Raw genomic sequence first — 12,387 nt, 5'->3', positions numbered from 1 at the left:
TCATGTTCGCGCTGAAATTGACGCAAGTCGGTAATTCCACCGGCGTGGTTCTGCCTAAGGATGCGCTGTCGCGGCTGAAGGTGGAGAAAGGCGATACGCTTTACCTGACGGAGACGCCCGACGGTTTTCGGTTGACGCCATACAACCCCGAATTCGAACGTCAGATGGAAATGGCGCGCAAAATCATGAAAGAGCACCGCGATGTGCTGCGAGAGCTTGCGAAGTAGGCATTAGCGCCGACCATGGATTGGGCCTGGATCGATGCTGCTGTGATTATGGCGGTACATGACACCCAGCTTGCCGAGCATGGCGGCAGCAGCGGGCTGCGCGATGCCGGGCTGCTGGAGTCAGCGCTGGCCCGCCCTATCAACCTGGCCGCCTATGGCACACCAGATGCCGCAAGCCTAGCTGCAGCTTACGGATACGGCATCGCGCGCAACCACCCGTTTGTCGATGGTAATAAGCGATCAGCCTTTGTTGCTGCGAAGCTATTTCTGCGCCTGAACGGATGGGATTTCGTCGCCGACGAAGTTGAGCATATCAGCATCATGCTGCGTTTGGCTGAAGGCAGCCTCAGTGAGGAAGATTTCGCAGCGTGGATTCGTGCGCATCTTCAACCTTATGAATTGCCCCAGCCCTGAACCGGGATCTTTTCCAATTGGCGTGAATGGGCTGCAATTGGATCGCAACTGAAAGGGCTGTTTCTGCGCTTACGCGCCCGCCAGCCAGCGTTTGGCAATCTGATGCGCCAGGCTCAGCGGCGGCGGCATCCAGGGCTCGTTCTGCGGATTGTTGGCCGGCGGCGGGTCGCTGGGCGCCAGCCGCTGCTTGCCCCGCTCCAGCATCTCGGCCACCTCGCGGCGGCTGAACCAGCGCGCATCCTCCAGCTCATGCGGATCGACGGTGATCGTCGCATCTATCGCCTCGGCAATGCAGCCGATCATCAGCGAGGAGGGGAACGGCCAGGGCTGCGAGCAGAGATAGCGCACGGCCCCTGTCGGCACGCCGGATTCCTCCATGATCTCGCGGCGCACGGCTTCTTCGATGCTCTCGCCCGGTTCCATGAAACCAGCGAGCGCCGAATACATGCCCGGCGGCATGCGCGACTGGCGGCCCATCAGCACCATGTCCTCGCCGGTCTGCGGATCGCGCCGCACGGCCAGCATGATCACCACCGGATCGGTACGCGGGAAATGCTGCGCGTTGCAGGCCTGGCTGGTGCAGCGGCGCATATAGCCTGCTTCGGCCAGGTCCGTTTTGCTGCCGCATTGGGCGCAGAAGCCATGCCGCTGATGCCAGTCGATCAGGCTGCGCGCCTGCGCCAGGATCGCGGCTTCCTCTGGCGCAAGCTGCGGCGCGATGGAGCGCACGTCGATGTATTTGGTCCGCTCGCCATGCAGGGCGGCGGCATCCTCGGCCTGATCGGCATCGATGGCGAAATACGGAATGCCCTCGGCGAGCCCGAGAAAGACGCAGGGAAGCGCGGCATGCGCATCGGCCCAGGCGCGGTCCTGCCAGGCGATCTGCGCCGGCCTGGCGGTAATATCGACCAGCGCCTTCAATTCCCGCATCACCAGAAAGCGGGCATTGGGCAGATTGCGCTGCCCGTTCAGCCAGGCGGCATTGCGGCGCGGATTGCCGGCGCGGTCGAGATGCGAGCCGGTGAAACCAATCGGTCGAGGCGGGCGTGCGGCGGAAGCGGGCGTGTCCATGGCCGAAGGCTGGCACAGGCAGCGCAGGACGTCTACGGACTGCTATGCGGCGGTGCAGCAGCAGGCGCGGCTTAACGGTACGGAAAATCGGGCGAATCGGCAAACTATCCACAGGCCTGAGCGGAGACCGGTGCTACTCATTGAATTGCCTGCCCATTGAATTGCCCGGGCCAATGAACGATATAAGGCCCCGGGAGGTTGGCGGCGGACGGGCGCCTCGCCAACCCGGTCAGGTCCGGAAGGAAGCAGCCGTAACGAGTTTCCGCTCGGGTCGTTGTCCAGCCTCCCACCTTCCTCCTTTCGCCTGTCGATCTTTTTGGTGGGGGCGACTAGTCTTTCCAAGATGAGCAACGCCGCTTCCGCCGCTCCAGCCCCCTATCGCGTCCTTGCGCGCAAATACCGGCCCAGCACCTTCGCCGAGATGATCGGCCAGGATGCGCTGGTGCGCACGCTGACCAACGCGATTGCCACGGGCCGGATCGCCCAGGCCTTCATCCTCACCGGCGTGCGCGGCGTGGGCAAGACCACCACTGCGCGTATCATCGCCCGCGCGCTGAACTGCACCGGGCCGGACGGCAATGGCGGCCCGACGGTCAGCCCCTGCGGCGTATGCGACAACTGCAAATCCATCGCCGAGGACCGCCATCCGGACATCTTCGAGATGGACGCCGCCTCGCGCACCGGCATCGGCGACATCCGCGAGATCATCGAGGCGGTCCGCTATGCGCCGTCGATGGCCCGCTACAAGGTCTACATCATCGACGAAGTCCACATGCTGTCGACGGCGGCCTTCAACGGCCTGCTCAAGACGCTGGAAGAGCCGCCGCCGCATGTGAAATTTGTCTTTGCCACCACCGAAATCCGCAAGGTGCCGGTCACCGTGCTGTCGCGCTGCCAGCGCTTCGACCTCAAGCGCGTGGAGATCAGCGTTCTTACCGAGCATTTCAAGCGCATCGCCAAGCAGGAAGAGGCGCAGGTCGATGACGACGCGCTGACCCTGATCGCCCGCGCCGCCGAAGGCTCGGTGCGCGATGGCCTGTCGCTGCTCGATCAGGCCATTGCCCATGGTGCCGGCCAGGTGAATGCGGAACTGGTGCGCGACATGCTTGGTCTGGCCGACCGCGGCCAGGTCTTCGCGCTGCTCGATCTGCTGCTGCACGGCAAGCTGCCCGAGGCGCTGGAAAATCTGCAGCAGCAATACAATCTCGGCGCCGATCCCGCCGTGGTGATGCAGGATCTGCTCGATCTCACCCATTGGCTGACGCGGGTCAAAGTCATCGGCGGCACGCCAGATGACGTCACGCTGCCTGAGACCCAGCGCAACCGCGGCAAGGAACTCGCCGCCAAGCTCGGCATGCCGGTGCTGGCGCGCACCTGGCAGATGCTGCTTAAAGGCCTGCAGGAAGTGCGCGCTGCGCCCGTGCCGCTGGCCGCTGCCGAAATGGTGCTGGTGCGTCTGGCTTATGCCGCCGATCTGCCAAGCCCCGCCGATCTGGTGAAGGAATGGAAGGAAAAGGGCGGCGGCGCCGGTCCGGCGATGACGCCCGTGTCGCGCGGCGGCGGCGCTGCTGCGGGCAATGGCGGCGGCGCGGCGTCTGCTGCCTTGCAGACGCAGCCCGCGATGATGCCGTCAGCCCAGCCGCAGCCGGGCGAGACGGTCGCTTATGCGGCGATGCCAACGACCTTCCCCGCCCTGGTGCAGCTTGCGCGCGACATGCGCGAAGGCCTGCTGGCGGCCGAGCTTTACAACGACGTGCATGTGGTCAGCTTCGAGCAGGGCCGCATCGAAATGCGGCTGACCGCGCAGGCGCATCACGATCTGCCCGGTCGGCTGATCGAGAAGCTGAAGCAGTGGACCGGCCAGCGCTGGGTGGTCAGCCTGAGCAAGCTGCCGGGCGAGCCGACCTTGGCCGAGCAGGAGCAGGCCGAAGAAAGCAGGCGCCGCGCCCATGCCCAGGCGCATCCGCTGGTGCAGGCGGTGCTGACCGCCTTCCCCGGCGCGGTGCTGGAAAGCGTGCGCGAGCTGCAGCCGCCGGCGCCCGAGATCGAGGCCGATGACGATGCCGAAGGTCCGGCCTATATGACGGACGATGTCGATCCGCTCGACGAACTCGACTGAGTAAGGAGCCAAGTAATGAAGAATCTGGGCCAGATGCTGAAGCAGGCGCAGGCCATGCAGCAGCGCATGCAGGAAATGCAGGCCGAGCTGGAAGCCCAGGAAGTCCAGGGCTCGGCCGGCGGCGGCATGGTCACCGTGACGCTCAACGGCAAGAGCGAGTTGAAGGGCGTGCGCATCGATCCCTCGCTGCTCAAGCCGGAAGAGGCGGAAGTGGTGGAAGACCTGATCAAGGCCGCCCATGCCGATGCCAAGGCCCGCGTCGAGCGCGAGATGGCGGAGAAGATGCAGCAGCTCACCGCGGGTCTGCCGCTGCCGCCTGGCATGAAGCTGCCGTTCTGATCGGCGTCATTTAACCATCATGGCCGGTCCTGAGATCGAGCGGCTGATCCAGCTCCTGGCGCGTCTGCCGGGCCTGGGGCCGCGTTCGGCACGCCGCGCGGCGCTGCATCTTCTGAAGAAGAAGGATGCGCTGCTGGTGCCGCTGGCCGCCACCTTGCGCGAAGTGGGCGACAGCGTGCATGCCTGCTCGACCTGCGGCAATCTGGACAGCCGCGATCCTTGCGCCATCTGCAGCGATCCGCGCCGCGACGAGGGGCTGATCTGCGTGGTCGAAAGCGTCGCCGATCTCTGGGCGCTGGAACGCGCGGGCGTGTTCAAGGGCCGCTATCATGTGCTGGGCGGCACGCTCTCGGCGCTCGACGGCGTCGGCCCCAGCGACCTCAATGTCGACAGCCTGATCGGCCGCGTGCAGGCGGGCAAGACCCGCGAAGTCATCATCGCCACCAACGCCACCGTCGAAGGCCAGACCACGGCGCATTACATCACCGATCGCCTGTCGCCATCGGGCGTGCAGATCACGCGTCTGGCCCATGGCGTGCCGGTCGGCGGCGAGCTTGACTATCTCGACGACGGCACTCTGGGTGCCGCGCTGAAGGCCAGGCGCCCGCTCTAGCGGCGTGTCAGCCGCGGAAGCTATCCTTCCGGCGGCGCGTTTCCGCGAAAACTGCCACGTCATCGGCATGCTGCAATCCCAGCGTCATGCGCAGGTTTTCGCTCATCGGGCGCAGGAAGGGATTGGTGGCGCGCTCATCGCCGATGGTGGACGGCACGGTTGGCAGGCCCTTCTCGCGCAGCTCCCTGATCTTCTTGTAGCGCAGCTGCAGCGTCTCGTTGCCGGGCTCGACGGTGACGGCGAAGCGCGCATTCGACTCGGTATATTCATGCGCGCAATAGACCCGCGTGCTGTCGGGCAGCTTCAGGAACTTGCTTAAAGACGTCCACATCTGCGCCGGCGTGCCCTCGAACAGCCGGCCGCAGCCCAGCGCAAACAGCGTGTCGCCGCAGAACAGCGCATCGCTCTTTTCAAACCAGAAGGCGATATGGCCGCGCGTATGGCCGGGCACGTCGAAGATGACGGCTTCCTCGCTGCCCAAGGACCAGCGGTCGCCATCGGCCAGCGCGACATCGATGCCGGGGATGCGTTCGGCATCCGCCTTCGGTCCGACGATCTGGCAGCCGGTCGCCTCCTTCAGCGCCATATTGCCGCCGACATGATCGGGATGATGGTGGGTGTTGAGGATATGGGTCAGGGTCCAGCCGCGCTTGCTGAGTTCGGCCAGCACCGGTTCGTGGACCGCGGGATCGACCGCGCCGACGGCATTGGTCGCCGGATCGCGGGCGAGATAGACGTAATTGTCGTTCAGGACGGGAATCTGGACGATATCGAGGGGCATGGCCAATTCTAACCGAAGCGTTCGTTCCAACCAGATGCTAACATAGCGCGATGCTGCGTCCGGACATCATCGATTTGCGGGAATTCTACAGCGGCCATCTGGGCCAGGCCGTGCGCCGCCTGCTGCGCCTGCGCCTGCGCGCCATCTGGCCCGATGTTTCCGGCCTGCGCGTCATGGGGCTGGGTTACGCGACACCGTATTTGCGCATTTTTGAAGCCGAGGCCGAGCGGGTGATCGCCGCCATGCCGGGGCCGCAGGGCGTGGTGCGCTGGCCGCGCGGCCTGCCGGGCCGGGTGATGCTGGTCGATGAAGACGAGCTGCCGCTGCCCGATGCCAGCGTGGACCGCCTTTTGCTGATGCACGCTTTGGAGAATTCCGAGAATGTGCGCGCGCTGCTGCGCGAGGTCTGGCGCGTGCTTACGCCGCAGGGGCGGCTCCTGGCCGTGGTGCCGAACCGCCGCGGCCTGTGGGCGCATATCGAGGCGACGCCCTTCGGTCAGGGCCGGCCCTATACGCCGCCGCAACTGACGCGGCTGATGCGCGATTCGCTGTTTTCGCCGACGCAGGCGCAATCGGCTTTATGGCTGCCGCCGGCCAATCGCGCCTTCGTGGTGCGTGCCGCCTTTGCCTGGGAGCGCACCGGCGAAATCCTGTGGAACCGCTTCTCCGGCGTTTTGCTGCTGGAAGCCGAAAAGCAGGTCTATGCCGCAGCGCCGCTGAAGCCGGTGAAGGTCAAGCAGAAGACTTTCGTGCTGAAGCCGACGGCGCCCGTCTGGGGCGGTTCAGGCCCCGCGCCGGCGTAACAGATAGACGGCCTGGGCGCCGAAGATATTCGCCAGATTGCCCTGCAGCTTCCAGCCCTCGCGGTTGCCCTTGCCGTCCACTGCGATGCGCTGTTCGACGACGATGCCGTCCCTGGCGCAAAGGTCGTCGAAATCGAGGATCGTGCAGAGATGGATGTTCTGGGTGTCGTACCAGGGATCGTCCAGCGCCGCCGTCATCGGCATGCGGCCGCCGAGCAGCAGCTGCAGCCGCACCGGCCAGTAGGCGAAATTGGGGAAGGAGACGATGGCGCGCCGGCCGATGCGCAGCATCTCGTGCAGCACCTTGCGCGGATTCTTGGTGGCCTGCAGCGTCAGGCTGAGCACCACGTAATCGAAGGCGGCATCCGGGTAATCCGGCAGATCGGTATCGGCATCGCCCTGGATCACGCTCAAGCCGCGCGCCACGCAGGCATTCACGCCGCTTTGGCGGATTTCGATGCCGCGTCCGTCGACATCCTTTTCGCGCGCCAGATATTCCAGCAATGCGCCATCGCCGCAGCCAACGTCCAGCAGGCGGCTTTTCGGCGCCACCATCTCCGCAATCAGCAGCAGGTCGCGGCGGATATCCTTGTGGCCGCCGCTCTTCTGCGACGGCGGCGTCAAAGCGCGGTCGTTCATGTCTGGGATCCGTTCAGGCCGCGCACCTCGGCGCAGCCGTCGAGAAAGCCTTTCAAGGTGCGGAACATCTCCGGCTCGTCCAGCAGGAAGGCGTCATGGCCCTTGTCGGTCTCGATCTCGACAAAGCTGACATTCGCCGCCGCCGCATTCAGCGCGCGCACGATTTCCTTGTTCTCCGAGGTCGGGAACAGCCAGTCGGAGGTAAACGAAACGACGCAGAAGCGCGTCTTGGTGCCCTGGAACACCGCCGCCAGATTGCCGCCCGCCTGCGCGGCCAGATCGAAGTAATCCATCGCGCGGGTGATGTAGAGATAGGAATTGGCGTCGAAGCGGTCGACGAAGGTCGAGCCCTGATGCAGCAGGTAGCTTTCGACCTGGAATTCCGTCTCGAAGCCGTAAGTGATGCGCTCGCGGTTCTGCAGGTTGCGGCCGAATTTGCGATGCAGTGCTGCTTCCGACAGATAGGTGATGTGGGCGGCCATGCGTGCGACAGCAAGGCCGTTGCGCGGGATCACGCCATGATCGAAATAGTCGCCCTTGTTCCAGTTGGGATCGGCATAGATCGCCTGGCGTCCGACCTCATGGAAGGCGATGTTCTGCGCCGAATGCTTCGCCGCGGTGGCAATCGGGATGGCGGCAAAGACGCGCTCGGGATAGCTCGCGGCCCATTGCAGCACCTGCATGCCGCCCATCGAGCCGCCGATGACGCAGAAAAGCTGATGGATGCCGAGATGATCCAGCAGCATCGCCTGGGCATTCACCATGTCGCGGATGGTGATGACGGGGAAGCGTAGGCCATAGGGCTTGCCGCTGCTCGGGTCGATTTCTGCCGGGCCGGACGAACCCATGCAGCCGCCCAGCACATTGGTGCAGATCACGAAATAGCGATCCGTGTCGATCACCTTGCCGGGGCCCACCATGCTGACCCACCAGCCGGGTTTGCCGGTCACCGGATGGGTGTTGGCGACATGCTGATCGCCGGTCAGCGCGTGGCAAACCAGGATTGCATTGGATTTGTCGGCATTGAGCCGGCCATAGGTGGTGTAGGCAACCTGGTAGGGCCCGAGATCCAGCCCGCAATCGAGCTTCAGCGGCAGGGTTTCCCCCAGCGTCACCCGATGGCCGGGGCCGATGGGATCCAGGCTATGCAGGCGGGGGGTGGCTGCGCTCATAATCGGAGTCGTTCTCAAGACGGGAGGAGCCGCCGGAAACCATGATCTCCCGGCCGGGGCCACAGTGCTTACGGACCCCCGCCCGTACTGTCAATGTTTTCCTGCCCTATCCGGGCTTTGCAATCCGCTGGCGAAGGCCCTAAGACTATGCGGCTTTTTCCTGCCCCTATAACTTAGTCCCTTCATGAGCGAGCATATTCCCAGTCTGGCCGACCTGCGGCGCGAGATCGACGTCCTGGACGACCAGATCCAAGACCTGCTGCGCCGCCGTGCCGAGGCGGTGCAGCGCGTTGCCGTCACCAAGGCACACAGTGGTGAGCGCGGCACTTTCCTGCGACCCGGACGCGAAGCGCAGATCCTGCGCCGCCTGATGGAGCGCCATCGCAGCGGCCTGCCGCTGGCGGCCCTGGTGCGGATCTGGCGCGAGATGATCTCTTCGCTGTATGAGCTGCAGGCGCCGCTCAAGGTTGCTGTGCATGCGCCGAACAAGTCGGCCGCGCGCCTGGACCTGGCGCGGGATTTCTATGGCTCGACCACGCCAATGCAGCTTTGCACCACTGCCACGGCGGTCATGCGGGCCATCTCGGCCGAGCCGGCGACGCTTGGCATCATGGCCCTGCCGGAAGACGGCGAGAAGGAATCCTGGTGGCCGGCGCTGGCTGGCCGCGCTGAAGATACCCCCCGCATCGTTGCCCGTCTGCCCTTCGTGCCCAATCCGCGCGGTCGCCTCGCCGAACTGGGCGCTTTTGTAGTTGCCCGCACGCCGCCAGAGGAATCCGGCGACGACTGCACGCTGGTCGTGGTGGTGACCGCCGATGCCGCCCCCAGCATCACCCGCCTGTCGGGCCTGCTGAATAAGGTGGGGCTGGAGGGCCACTTCCTGGCGCAGCATTGCACCCCGGACGGCGAGACGCGCATGCTGATTGAGCTTCCGGGCTTCCTGGTCGATGGCGATGAGCGTCTTGCCGCGCTGCGGGCCGCCGAGCCCAATTTGATTGTCGATGTCGTCGTGATCGGCGCCTATCCTGTGCCGGTCGCCGAAGCCTAAGTCTGAAAGAGTGTCAGAGGAGTAGCCGCCGTGACCGCGCCGAAGCCGCAACCTGGAATTCTCGACATCGCTCCCTACAAGGGTGGCGAGGGCAGCGTGCCGGGCGTCGCCAAGGTGCATAAGCTGTCCTCGAACGAAAGCCCGATCGGTCCGAGCCCGAAGGCGGTAGCTGTCTATCAGAAGCTGGCGGCCGAGCTGCATCGCTATCCCGATGGCGGCGCCGATGCGCTGCGCACCGCGCTCGCCAAGCATTATGGCCTGCCAGTCGAGAATATCGTCTGCTCGAACGGCTCGGACGAGATGATCTCGCTGATCTGCGCCGCCTATTGCGGTCCGGGCGATGAGGTCCTGTATTCGCAGCATGGCTTCCTGATGTATGCCATTGCGGCGAAGGCGCGCGGCGCCACGCCGGTCACCGCGCCGGAGACGAATTACACCGCGGATGTCGATGCGCTGCTGAAGGCGGTGACGCCGAAGACCAGGATCGTCTTCCTCGCCAATCCGAACAATCCGACCGGCAGCTACATCTCGGCCTCCGAGCTGCGCCGCCTGCGCGAGGGTCTGCCGGCCGGCGTGCTGCTGGTGATCGACGCGGCCTATGCCGAATATGTCAGCCGTAACGATTATTCCAACGGCGCCGAACTGGTGCGCGAGCGCGACGACACCATCATGACGCGCACCTTCTCCAAGATTTACGGCCTGGCGGCGCTGCGCCTTGGCTGGACCTATGCCCCGACCAACATCGTCGAGGTGCTGAACCGCGTGCGCGGGCCGTTCAACGTCAACTCTGCCGCCCAGGCGGCCGGCGTTGCGGCGCTGGAAGACGTCGCCTGGCTCGACAAGGCGCGCAGCCATAACGACATCGAATTGCCGCGCGTGTCCGATGCGCTGTCCAGGCTTGGCCTGCATGTGCTGCCCAGCGTCGGCAATTTCCTGCTGATCCGCTTCCCCGGCGGGCCCGAGCAGTCGAAGAAGGCCGATGACTTCCTGCGCGGCAAGGGGCTGATCCTGCGCGCCATGGGCGCTTACGGCCTGCCGGAATCCTTGCGTCTTTCCATCGGCACGGTGGAAGAGAACGATCTGGTCATCGCCGCGCTCACCGAGTTCATGGCGAAGGCTTAACGCGCATGTTCGAGCGGCTGGCCATCATCGGCATCGGCCTGATCGGCTCGTCGATCGCGCGCGCCGCGCGTCAGCACGGCCTGGCGAAACAGATCGCCATCGCCGATGCCTCCGAACAGCATCGCGAACAGGCCAGGGCGCTGAAGCTGGGCGATGAGGTGCATACCGATGCGGCGGAGGCTGCAAAGGATGCCGATCTCGTCATGCTCTGCATTCCGCTCGGCGCCTTCGCTGCCGTGGCGGCGCATATCGCGCCGGTCCTGAAGCCTGGCGCGATCGTCTCCGATGTCGGCTCGTGCAAGCAGAGCGTGATCCGCGACACCCAGCCGCATCTGCCGGCCGGGGTGCATTTGGTGCCCGGCCATCCGGTTGCCGGCACCGAGCATTCCGGCCCCAAGGCCGGCTTTGCGGAACTCTTCAACAACCGCTGGTGCATCCTCACCCCGCCGCCCGGCACCGATGCGGCGGCCATCGAGAAGGTCAAAGCCTTCTGGACGGCGTTCGGCAGCAAGGTGGAGCTGATGGAGCCGCGGCATCACGATCTGGTGCTGGCGATTACCAGCCATGTGCCGCATCTGATCGCCTACAACATCGTCGGCACGGCGGACGATCTGGAAACCGTCACTGAAAGCGAAGTGATCAAGTATTCCGCCGGCGGCTTTCGCGACTTCACCCGCATCGCCGCCTCCGATCCCACCATGTGGCGCGACGTCTTCCTCAACAACAAGGAAGCGGTGCTGGAAATGCTTGGCCGCTTCACCGAGGATCTGATCGCGCTGCAACGCGCGATCCGCTGGGGCGAGGGCGACACTTTGTTCAACCTGTTCACCCGCACGCGCGCCATCCGTCGCGCCATCATCGATGCGGGCCAGGAAACCGCCGCGCCCGATTTCGGCCGCACGCCGGCAGCCGCCAAGGGCGACGCGCAGGATTGAGGTCTGCCGTCGCCTGGCAGACTAGCGCGGCAATACCGGCGACAGGCTGAAGAGCGAAACCGGGCCAAGGAACAGGCGGCCATCCTGCGCCGTCAGCGGCACCGGCAGATAGCTTTCGCCCTTGTCGTCGCGCTGCGCAATCAGGCTGAGTGCGGCTTTCGCGGCCGCGGCTTCCTCTGGCTTCATCTTGCCGGCAGCAGCCAAAGCATCGATGCCGGCATCGGCGCCGCGCATCTGGCCGGATAGCGCGCCGAGCGGGCGGAACTGCTTGTCCAGGGTCAGCGTGCCGTCGCCGTTCAGCCGCAAGGCGCCCCATTGCAGCGCGATGGTCTCGAAATCCACCACGCCGCCGGAATCGCGCCAGCTTGCCAGCAGTTCTTCCGGCGTCTTGCCAAAAGCCGTGCCGCGCGGCGTGCCGACCAGCTTCAGCGATGCAATCTCGCGGCCAAGCGGACCGGCGCTCAGGTTTGGCGGCAGCGTCAGGTGCTCGGCCTGGACCGCGAGATCGGCGCTGGGCGGCACGTTGCCGGCGCGGCGCGCATGCAGCAGCAGCTTGCCGGCGGACCAGTCATTCAGCGCGCCACTCAGGCGCGGCTGATTCAGATCGGCCGCGACACGCAGCCAGTTGCCGGCTCCGTCGATGACCAGGCTGGCGCGGAAACGCTCGGTGGAAAGCGTCGCCTGCTGTTCCACGTCGCCCTCCTTCCAGCCGATCCGCTGCGGGCCGACCAGATCGAAGATGACGTGATCCAACTTCCAAAGCTGCAGATGCGCATTGACCTCATCGGCCTCGAGCCGCCAGCCCGCCATGCTCTGCGGATCGTGCCAGCGCAGGTTTTGGTAGGTCAGCGACAGGCGATAGGGAAAGCCCCATTGCCGCAGGCCGTCATGGGCGACGGTGCGGCCAAGACGGCGCTGGGCTTCCATCCAGGCATTGGCCTCGGCCGCCACCTGATCCGACAGATGCGACCAGAGGACGTAATAGCCGAGCAGGGCGCCCAGGATGAGACCGGCAAGCACAAGGTAACGCATGGACCCGATATAGCAGGCCATGCCCCTCATCTCCACTGGTGGCCTCTCTTCAGTTGGCTGCGACATAACTTG

Annotated in this window: 14 protein-coding genes and 1 other RNA gene; 10 read left to right on the top strand and 5 right to left on the bottom strand. The window is 65.2% G+C overall.

The window, feature by feature from the left end:
* The first annotated feature begins 2 nt into the window (after positions 1–2).
* Together Q0603_RS12955 and Q0603_RS12950 are read left to right on the top strand one after the other, a co-directional pair.
* Complete coding sequence (locus Q0603_RS12955; protein ID WP_298726297.1) at positions 3–227, top strand: AbrB/MazE/SpoVT family DNA-binding domain-containing protein; 225 nt, start codon at positions 3–5, stop codon at positions 225–227.
* Positions 228–242: 15 nt separating this feature from the next.
* Complete coding sequence (locus Q0603_RS12950; protein ID WP_298726294.1) at positions 243–641, top strand: type II toxin-antitoxin system death-on-curing family toxin; 399 nt, start codon at positions 243–245, stop codon at positions 639–641.
* A 69-nt stretch (positions 642–710) separates the two neighbouring features.
* Here the strand turns inward: Q0603_RS12950 and nudC are convergent, their stop codons facing one another.
* Positions 711–1,712: an NAD(+) diphosphatase gene (gene nudC, locus Q0603_RS12945; protein ID WP_298726292.1), complete on the bottom strand. Its 1,002-nt coding sequence runs from the start codon at positions 1,710–1,712 to the stop codon at positions 711–713.
* 192 nt (positions 1,713–1,904) lie between these two features.
* Between nudC and ffs the strand changes: the two genes are divergently transcribed.
* The 4 genes from ffs (at position 1,905) to recR (ending at position 4,783) form a co-directional block, all read left to right on the top strand.
* Positions 1,905–2,003, top strand: an RNA gene (gene ffs / locus Q0603_RS12940) — signal recognition particle sRNA small type.
* Positions 2,004–2,055: 52 nt separating this feature from the next.
* Complete coding sequence (locus Q0603_RS12935; RefSeq protein ID WP_298726290.1) at positions 2,056–3,831, top strand: DNA polymerase III subunit gamma/tau; 1,776 nt, start codon at positions 2,056–2,058, stop codon at positions 3,829–3,831.
* A 15-nt stretch (positions 3,832–3,846) separates the two neighbouring features.
* Positions 3,847–4,170, top strand: a complete 324-nt coding sequence (locus Q0603_RS12930; protein ID WP_298726288.1) for a YbaB/EbfC family nucleoid-associated protein — start codon at positions 3,847–3,849, stop codon at positions 4,168–4,170.
* A gap of 19 nt (positions 4,171–4,189) precedes the next feature.
* A complete protein-coding gene (recR, locus tag Q0603_RS12925) occupies positions 4,190–4,783 on the top strand; it encodes a recombination mediator RecR (protein WP_298726286.1) in 594 nt (197 codons plus the stop codon).
* Between the two features lie 7 nt (positions 4,784–4,790).
* On the opposite strand, the gene gloB is transcribed toward recR, so the two are convergent.
* On the bottom strand, positions 4,791–5,564 hold the full coding sequence (gene gloB, locus Q0603_RS12920; protein WP_298726285.1) for a hydroxyacylglutathione hydrolase: 774 nt from the start codon (positions 5,562–5,564) through the stop codon (positions 4,791–4,793).
* A 50-nt stretch (positions 5,565–5,614) separates the two neighbouring features.
* Between gloB and Q0603_RS12915 the strand changes: the two genes are divergently transcribed.
* Positions 5,615–6,367, top strand: a complete 753-nt coding sequence (locus tag Q0603_RS12915) for a methyltransferase domain-containing protein (RefSeq protein WP_298726283.1) — start codon at positions 5,615–5,617, stop codon at positions 6,365–6,367.
* On the opposite strand, the gene metW is transcribed toward Q0603_RS12915, so the two are convergent.
* The gene (gene metW / locus Q0603_RS12910) at positions 6,347–7,006 is read right to left on the bottom strand and encodes a methionine biosynthesis protein MetW (protein ID WP_298726282.1); all 660 of its coding nucleotides are present in this window, start codon (positions 7,004–7,006) and stop codon (positions 6,347–6,349) included. The two genes, Q0603_RS12915 and metW, sit on opposite strands and share 21 nt — an antisense overlap.
* The gene (locus Q0603_RS12905) at positions 7,003–8,178 is read right to left on the bottom strand and encodes a homoserine O-acetyltransferase (RefSeq protein WP_298726280.1); all 1,176 of its coding nucleotides are present in this window, start codon (positions 8,176–8,178) and stop codon (positions 7,003–7,005) included. The genes metW and Q0603_RS12905 overlap by 4 nt, the downstream gene beginning before the upstream one ends.
* 184 nt (positions 8,179–8,362) lie before the next feature.
* On the opposite strand from Q0603_RS12905, the gene pheA reads away from it, so the two are divergent.
* From pheA to Q0603_RS12890, 3 genes are read left to right on the top strand one after another with little or no spacing between them, the layout of a single operon-like run.
* Positions 8,363–9,226, top strand: coding sequence for a chorismate mutase (gene pheA / locus Q0603_RS12900; RefSeq protein ID WP_298726278.1), 864 nt, complete (start codon positions 8,363–8,365; stop codon positions 9,224–9,226).
* Between the two features lie 30 nt (positions 9,227–9,256).
* On the top strand, positions 9,257–10,348 hold the full coding sequence (gene hisC / locus Q0603_RS12895) for a histidinol-phosphate transaminase (RefSeq protein WP_298726276.1): 1,092 nt from the start codon (positions 9,257–9,259) through the stop codon (positions 10,346–10,348).
* A gap of 5 nt (positions 10,349–10,353) precedes the next feature.
* Positions 10,354–11,283 (top strand): prephenate/arogenate dehydrogenase family protein, encoded by a 930-nt coding sequence (locus tag Q0603_RS12890; protein ID WP_298726274.1) that lies wholly within the window; start codon positions 10,354–10,356, stop codon positions 11,281–11,283.
* 21 nt (positions 11,284–11,304) lie between these two features.
* Here Q0603_RS12890 and Q0603_RS12885 read toward each other — a convergent pair whose 3' ends face one another.
* Entirely contained in the window at positions 11,305–12,336 is a 1,032-nt protein-coding gene (locus tag Q0603_RS12885) for a DUF2125 domain-containing protein (protein WP_298726270.1), read from the bottom strand.
* Between the last annotated feature and the right edge of the window lie 51 nt (positions 12,337–12,387).

The organism is uncultured Ferrovibrio sp., from assembly GCF_937960835.1.
Classification (GTDB): Bacteria; Pseudomonadota; Alphaproteobacteria; order Ferrovibrionales; family Ferrovibrionaceae; genus Ferrovibrio.
The sequence above is the reverse complement of the archived record's forward strand: the minus strand, read 5'-3'. Positions and strand labels throughout refer to the sequence as shown.

What these genes read in the sequence shown, in the direction of transcription:
- Q0603_RS12955 (WP_298726297.1), top strand. Translation starts at nt 3, where the DNA reads ATGTTCGCGCTGAAATTGACGCAAGTCGGTAATTCCACCGGCGTGGTT.
- Q0603_RS12950 (WP_298726294.1), top strand. Translation starts at nt 243, where the DNA reads ATGGATTGGGCCTGGATCGATGCTGCTGTGATTATGGCGGTACATGAC.
- nudC (WP_298726292.1), bottom strand. Translation starts at nt 1,712, where the DNA reads ATGGACACGCCCGCTTCCGCCGCACGCCCGCCTCGACCGATTGGTTTC.
- Q0603_RS12935 (WP_298726290.1), top strand. Translation starts at nt 2,056, where the DNA reads ATGAGCAACGCCGCTTCCGCCGCTCCAGCCCCCTATCGCGTCCTTGCG.
- Q0603_RS12930 (WP_298726288.1), top strand. Translation starts at nt 3,847, where the DNA reads ATGAAGAATCTGGGCCAGATGCTGAAGCAGGCGCAGGCCATGCAGCAG.
- recR (WP_298726286.1), top strand. Translation starts at nt 4,190, where the DNA reads ATGGCCGGTCCTGAGATCGAGCGGCTGATCCAGCTCCTGGCGCGTCTG.
- gloB (WP_298726285.1), bottom strand. Translation starts at nt 5,564, where the DNA reads ATGCCCCTCGATATCGTCCAGATTCCCGTCCTGAACGACAATTACGTC.
- Q0603_RS12915 (WP_298726283.1), top strand. Translation starts at nt 5,615, where the DNA reads ATGCTGCGTCCGGACATCATCGATTTGCGGGAATTCTACAGCGGCCAT.
- metW (WP_298726282.1), bottom strand. Translation starts at nt 7,006, where the DNA reads ATGAACGACCGCGCTTTGACGCCGCCGTCGCAGAAGAGCGGCGGCCAC.
- Q0603_RS12905 (WP_298726280.1), bottom strand. Translation starts at nt 8,178, where the DNA reads ATGAGCGCAGCCACCCCCCGCCTGCATAGCCTGGATCCCATCGGCCCC.
- pheA (WP_298726278.1), top strand. Translation starts at nt 8,363, where the DNA reads ATGAGCGAGCATATTCCCAGTCTGGCCGACCTGCGGCGCGAGATCGAC.
- Q0603_RS12890 (WP_298726274.1), top strand. Translation starts at nt 10,354, where the DNA reads ATGTTCGAGCGGCTGGCCATCATCGGCATCGGCCTGATCGGCTCGTCG.
- Q0603_RS12885 (WP_298726270.1), bottom strand. Translation starts at nt 12,336, where the DNA reads ATGGCCTGCTATATCGGGTCCATGCGTTACCTTGTGCTTGCCGGTCTC.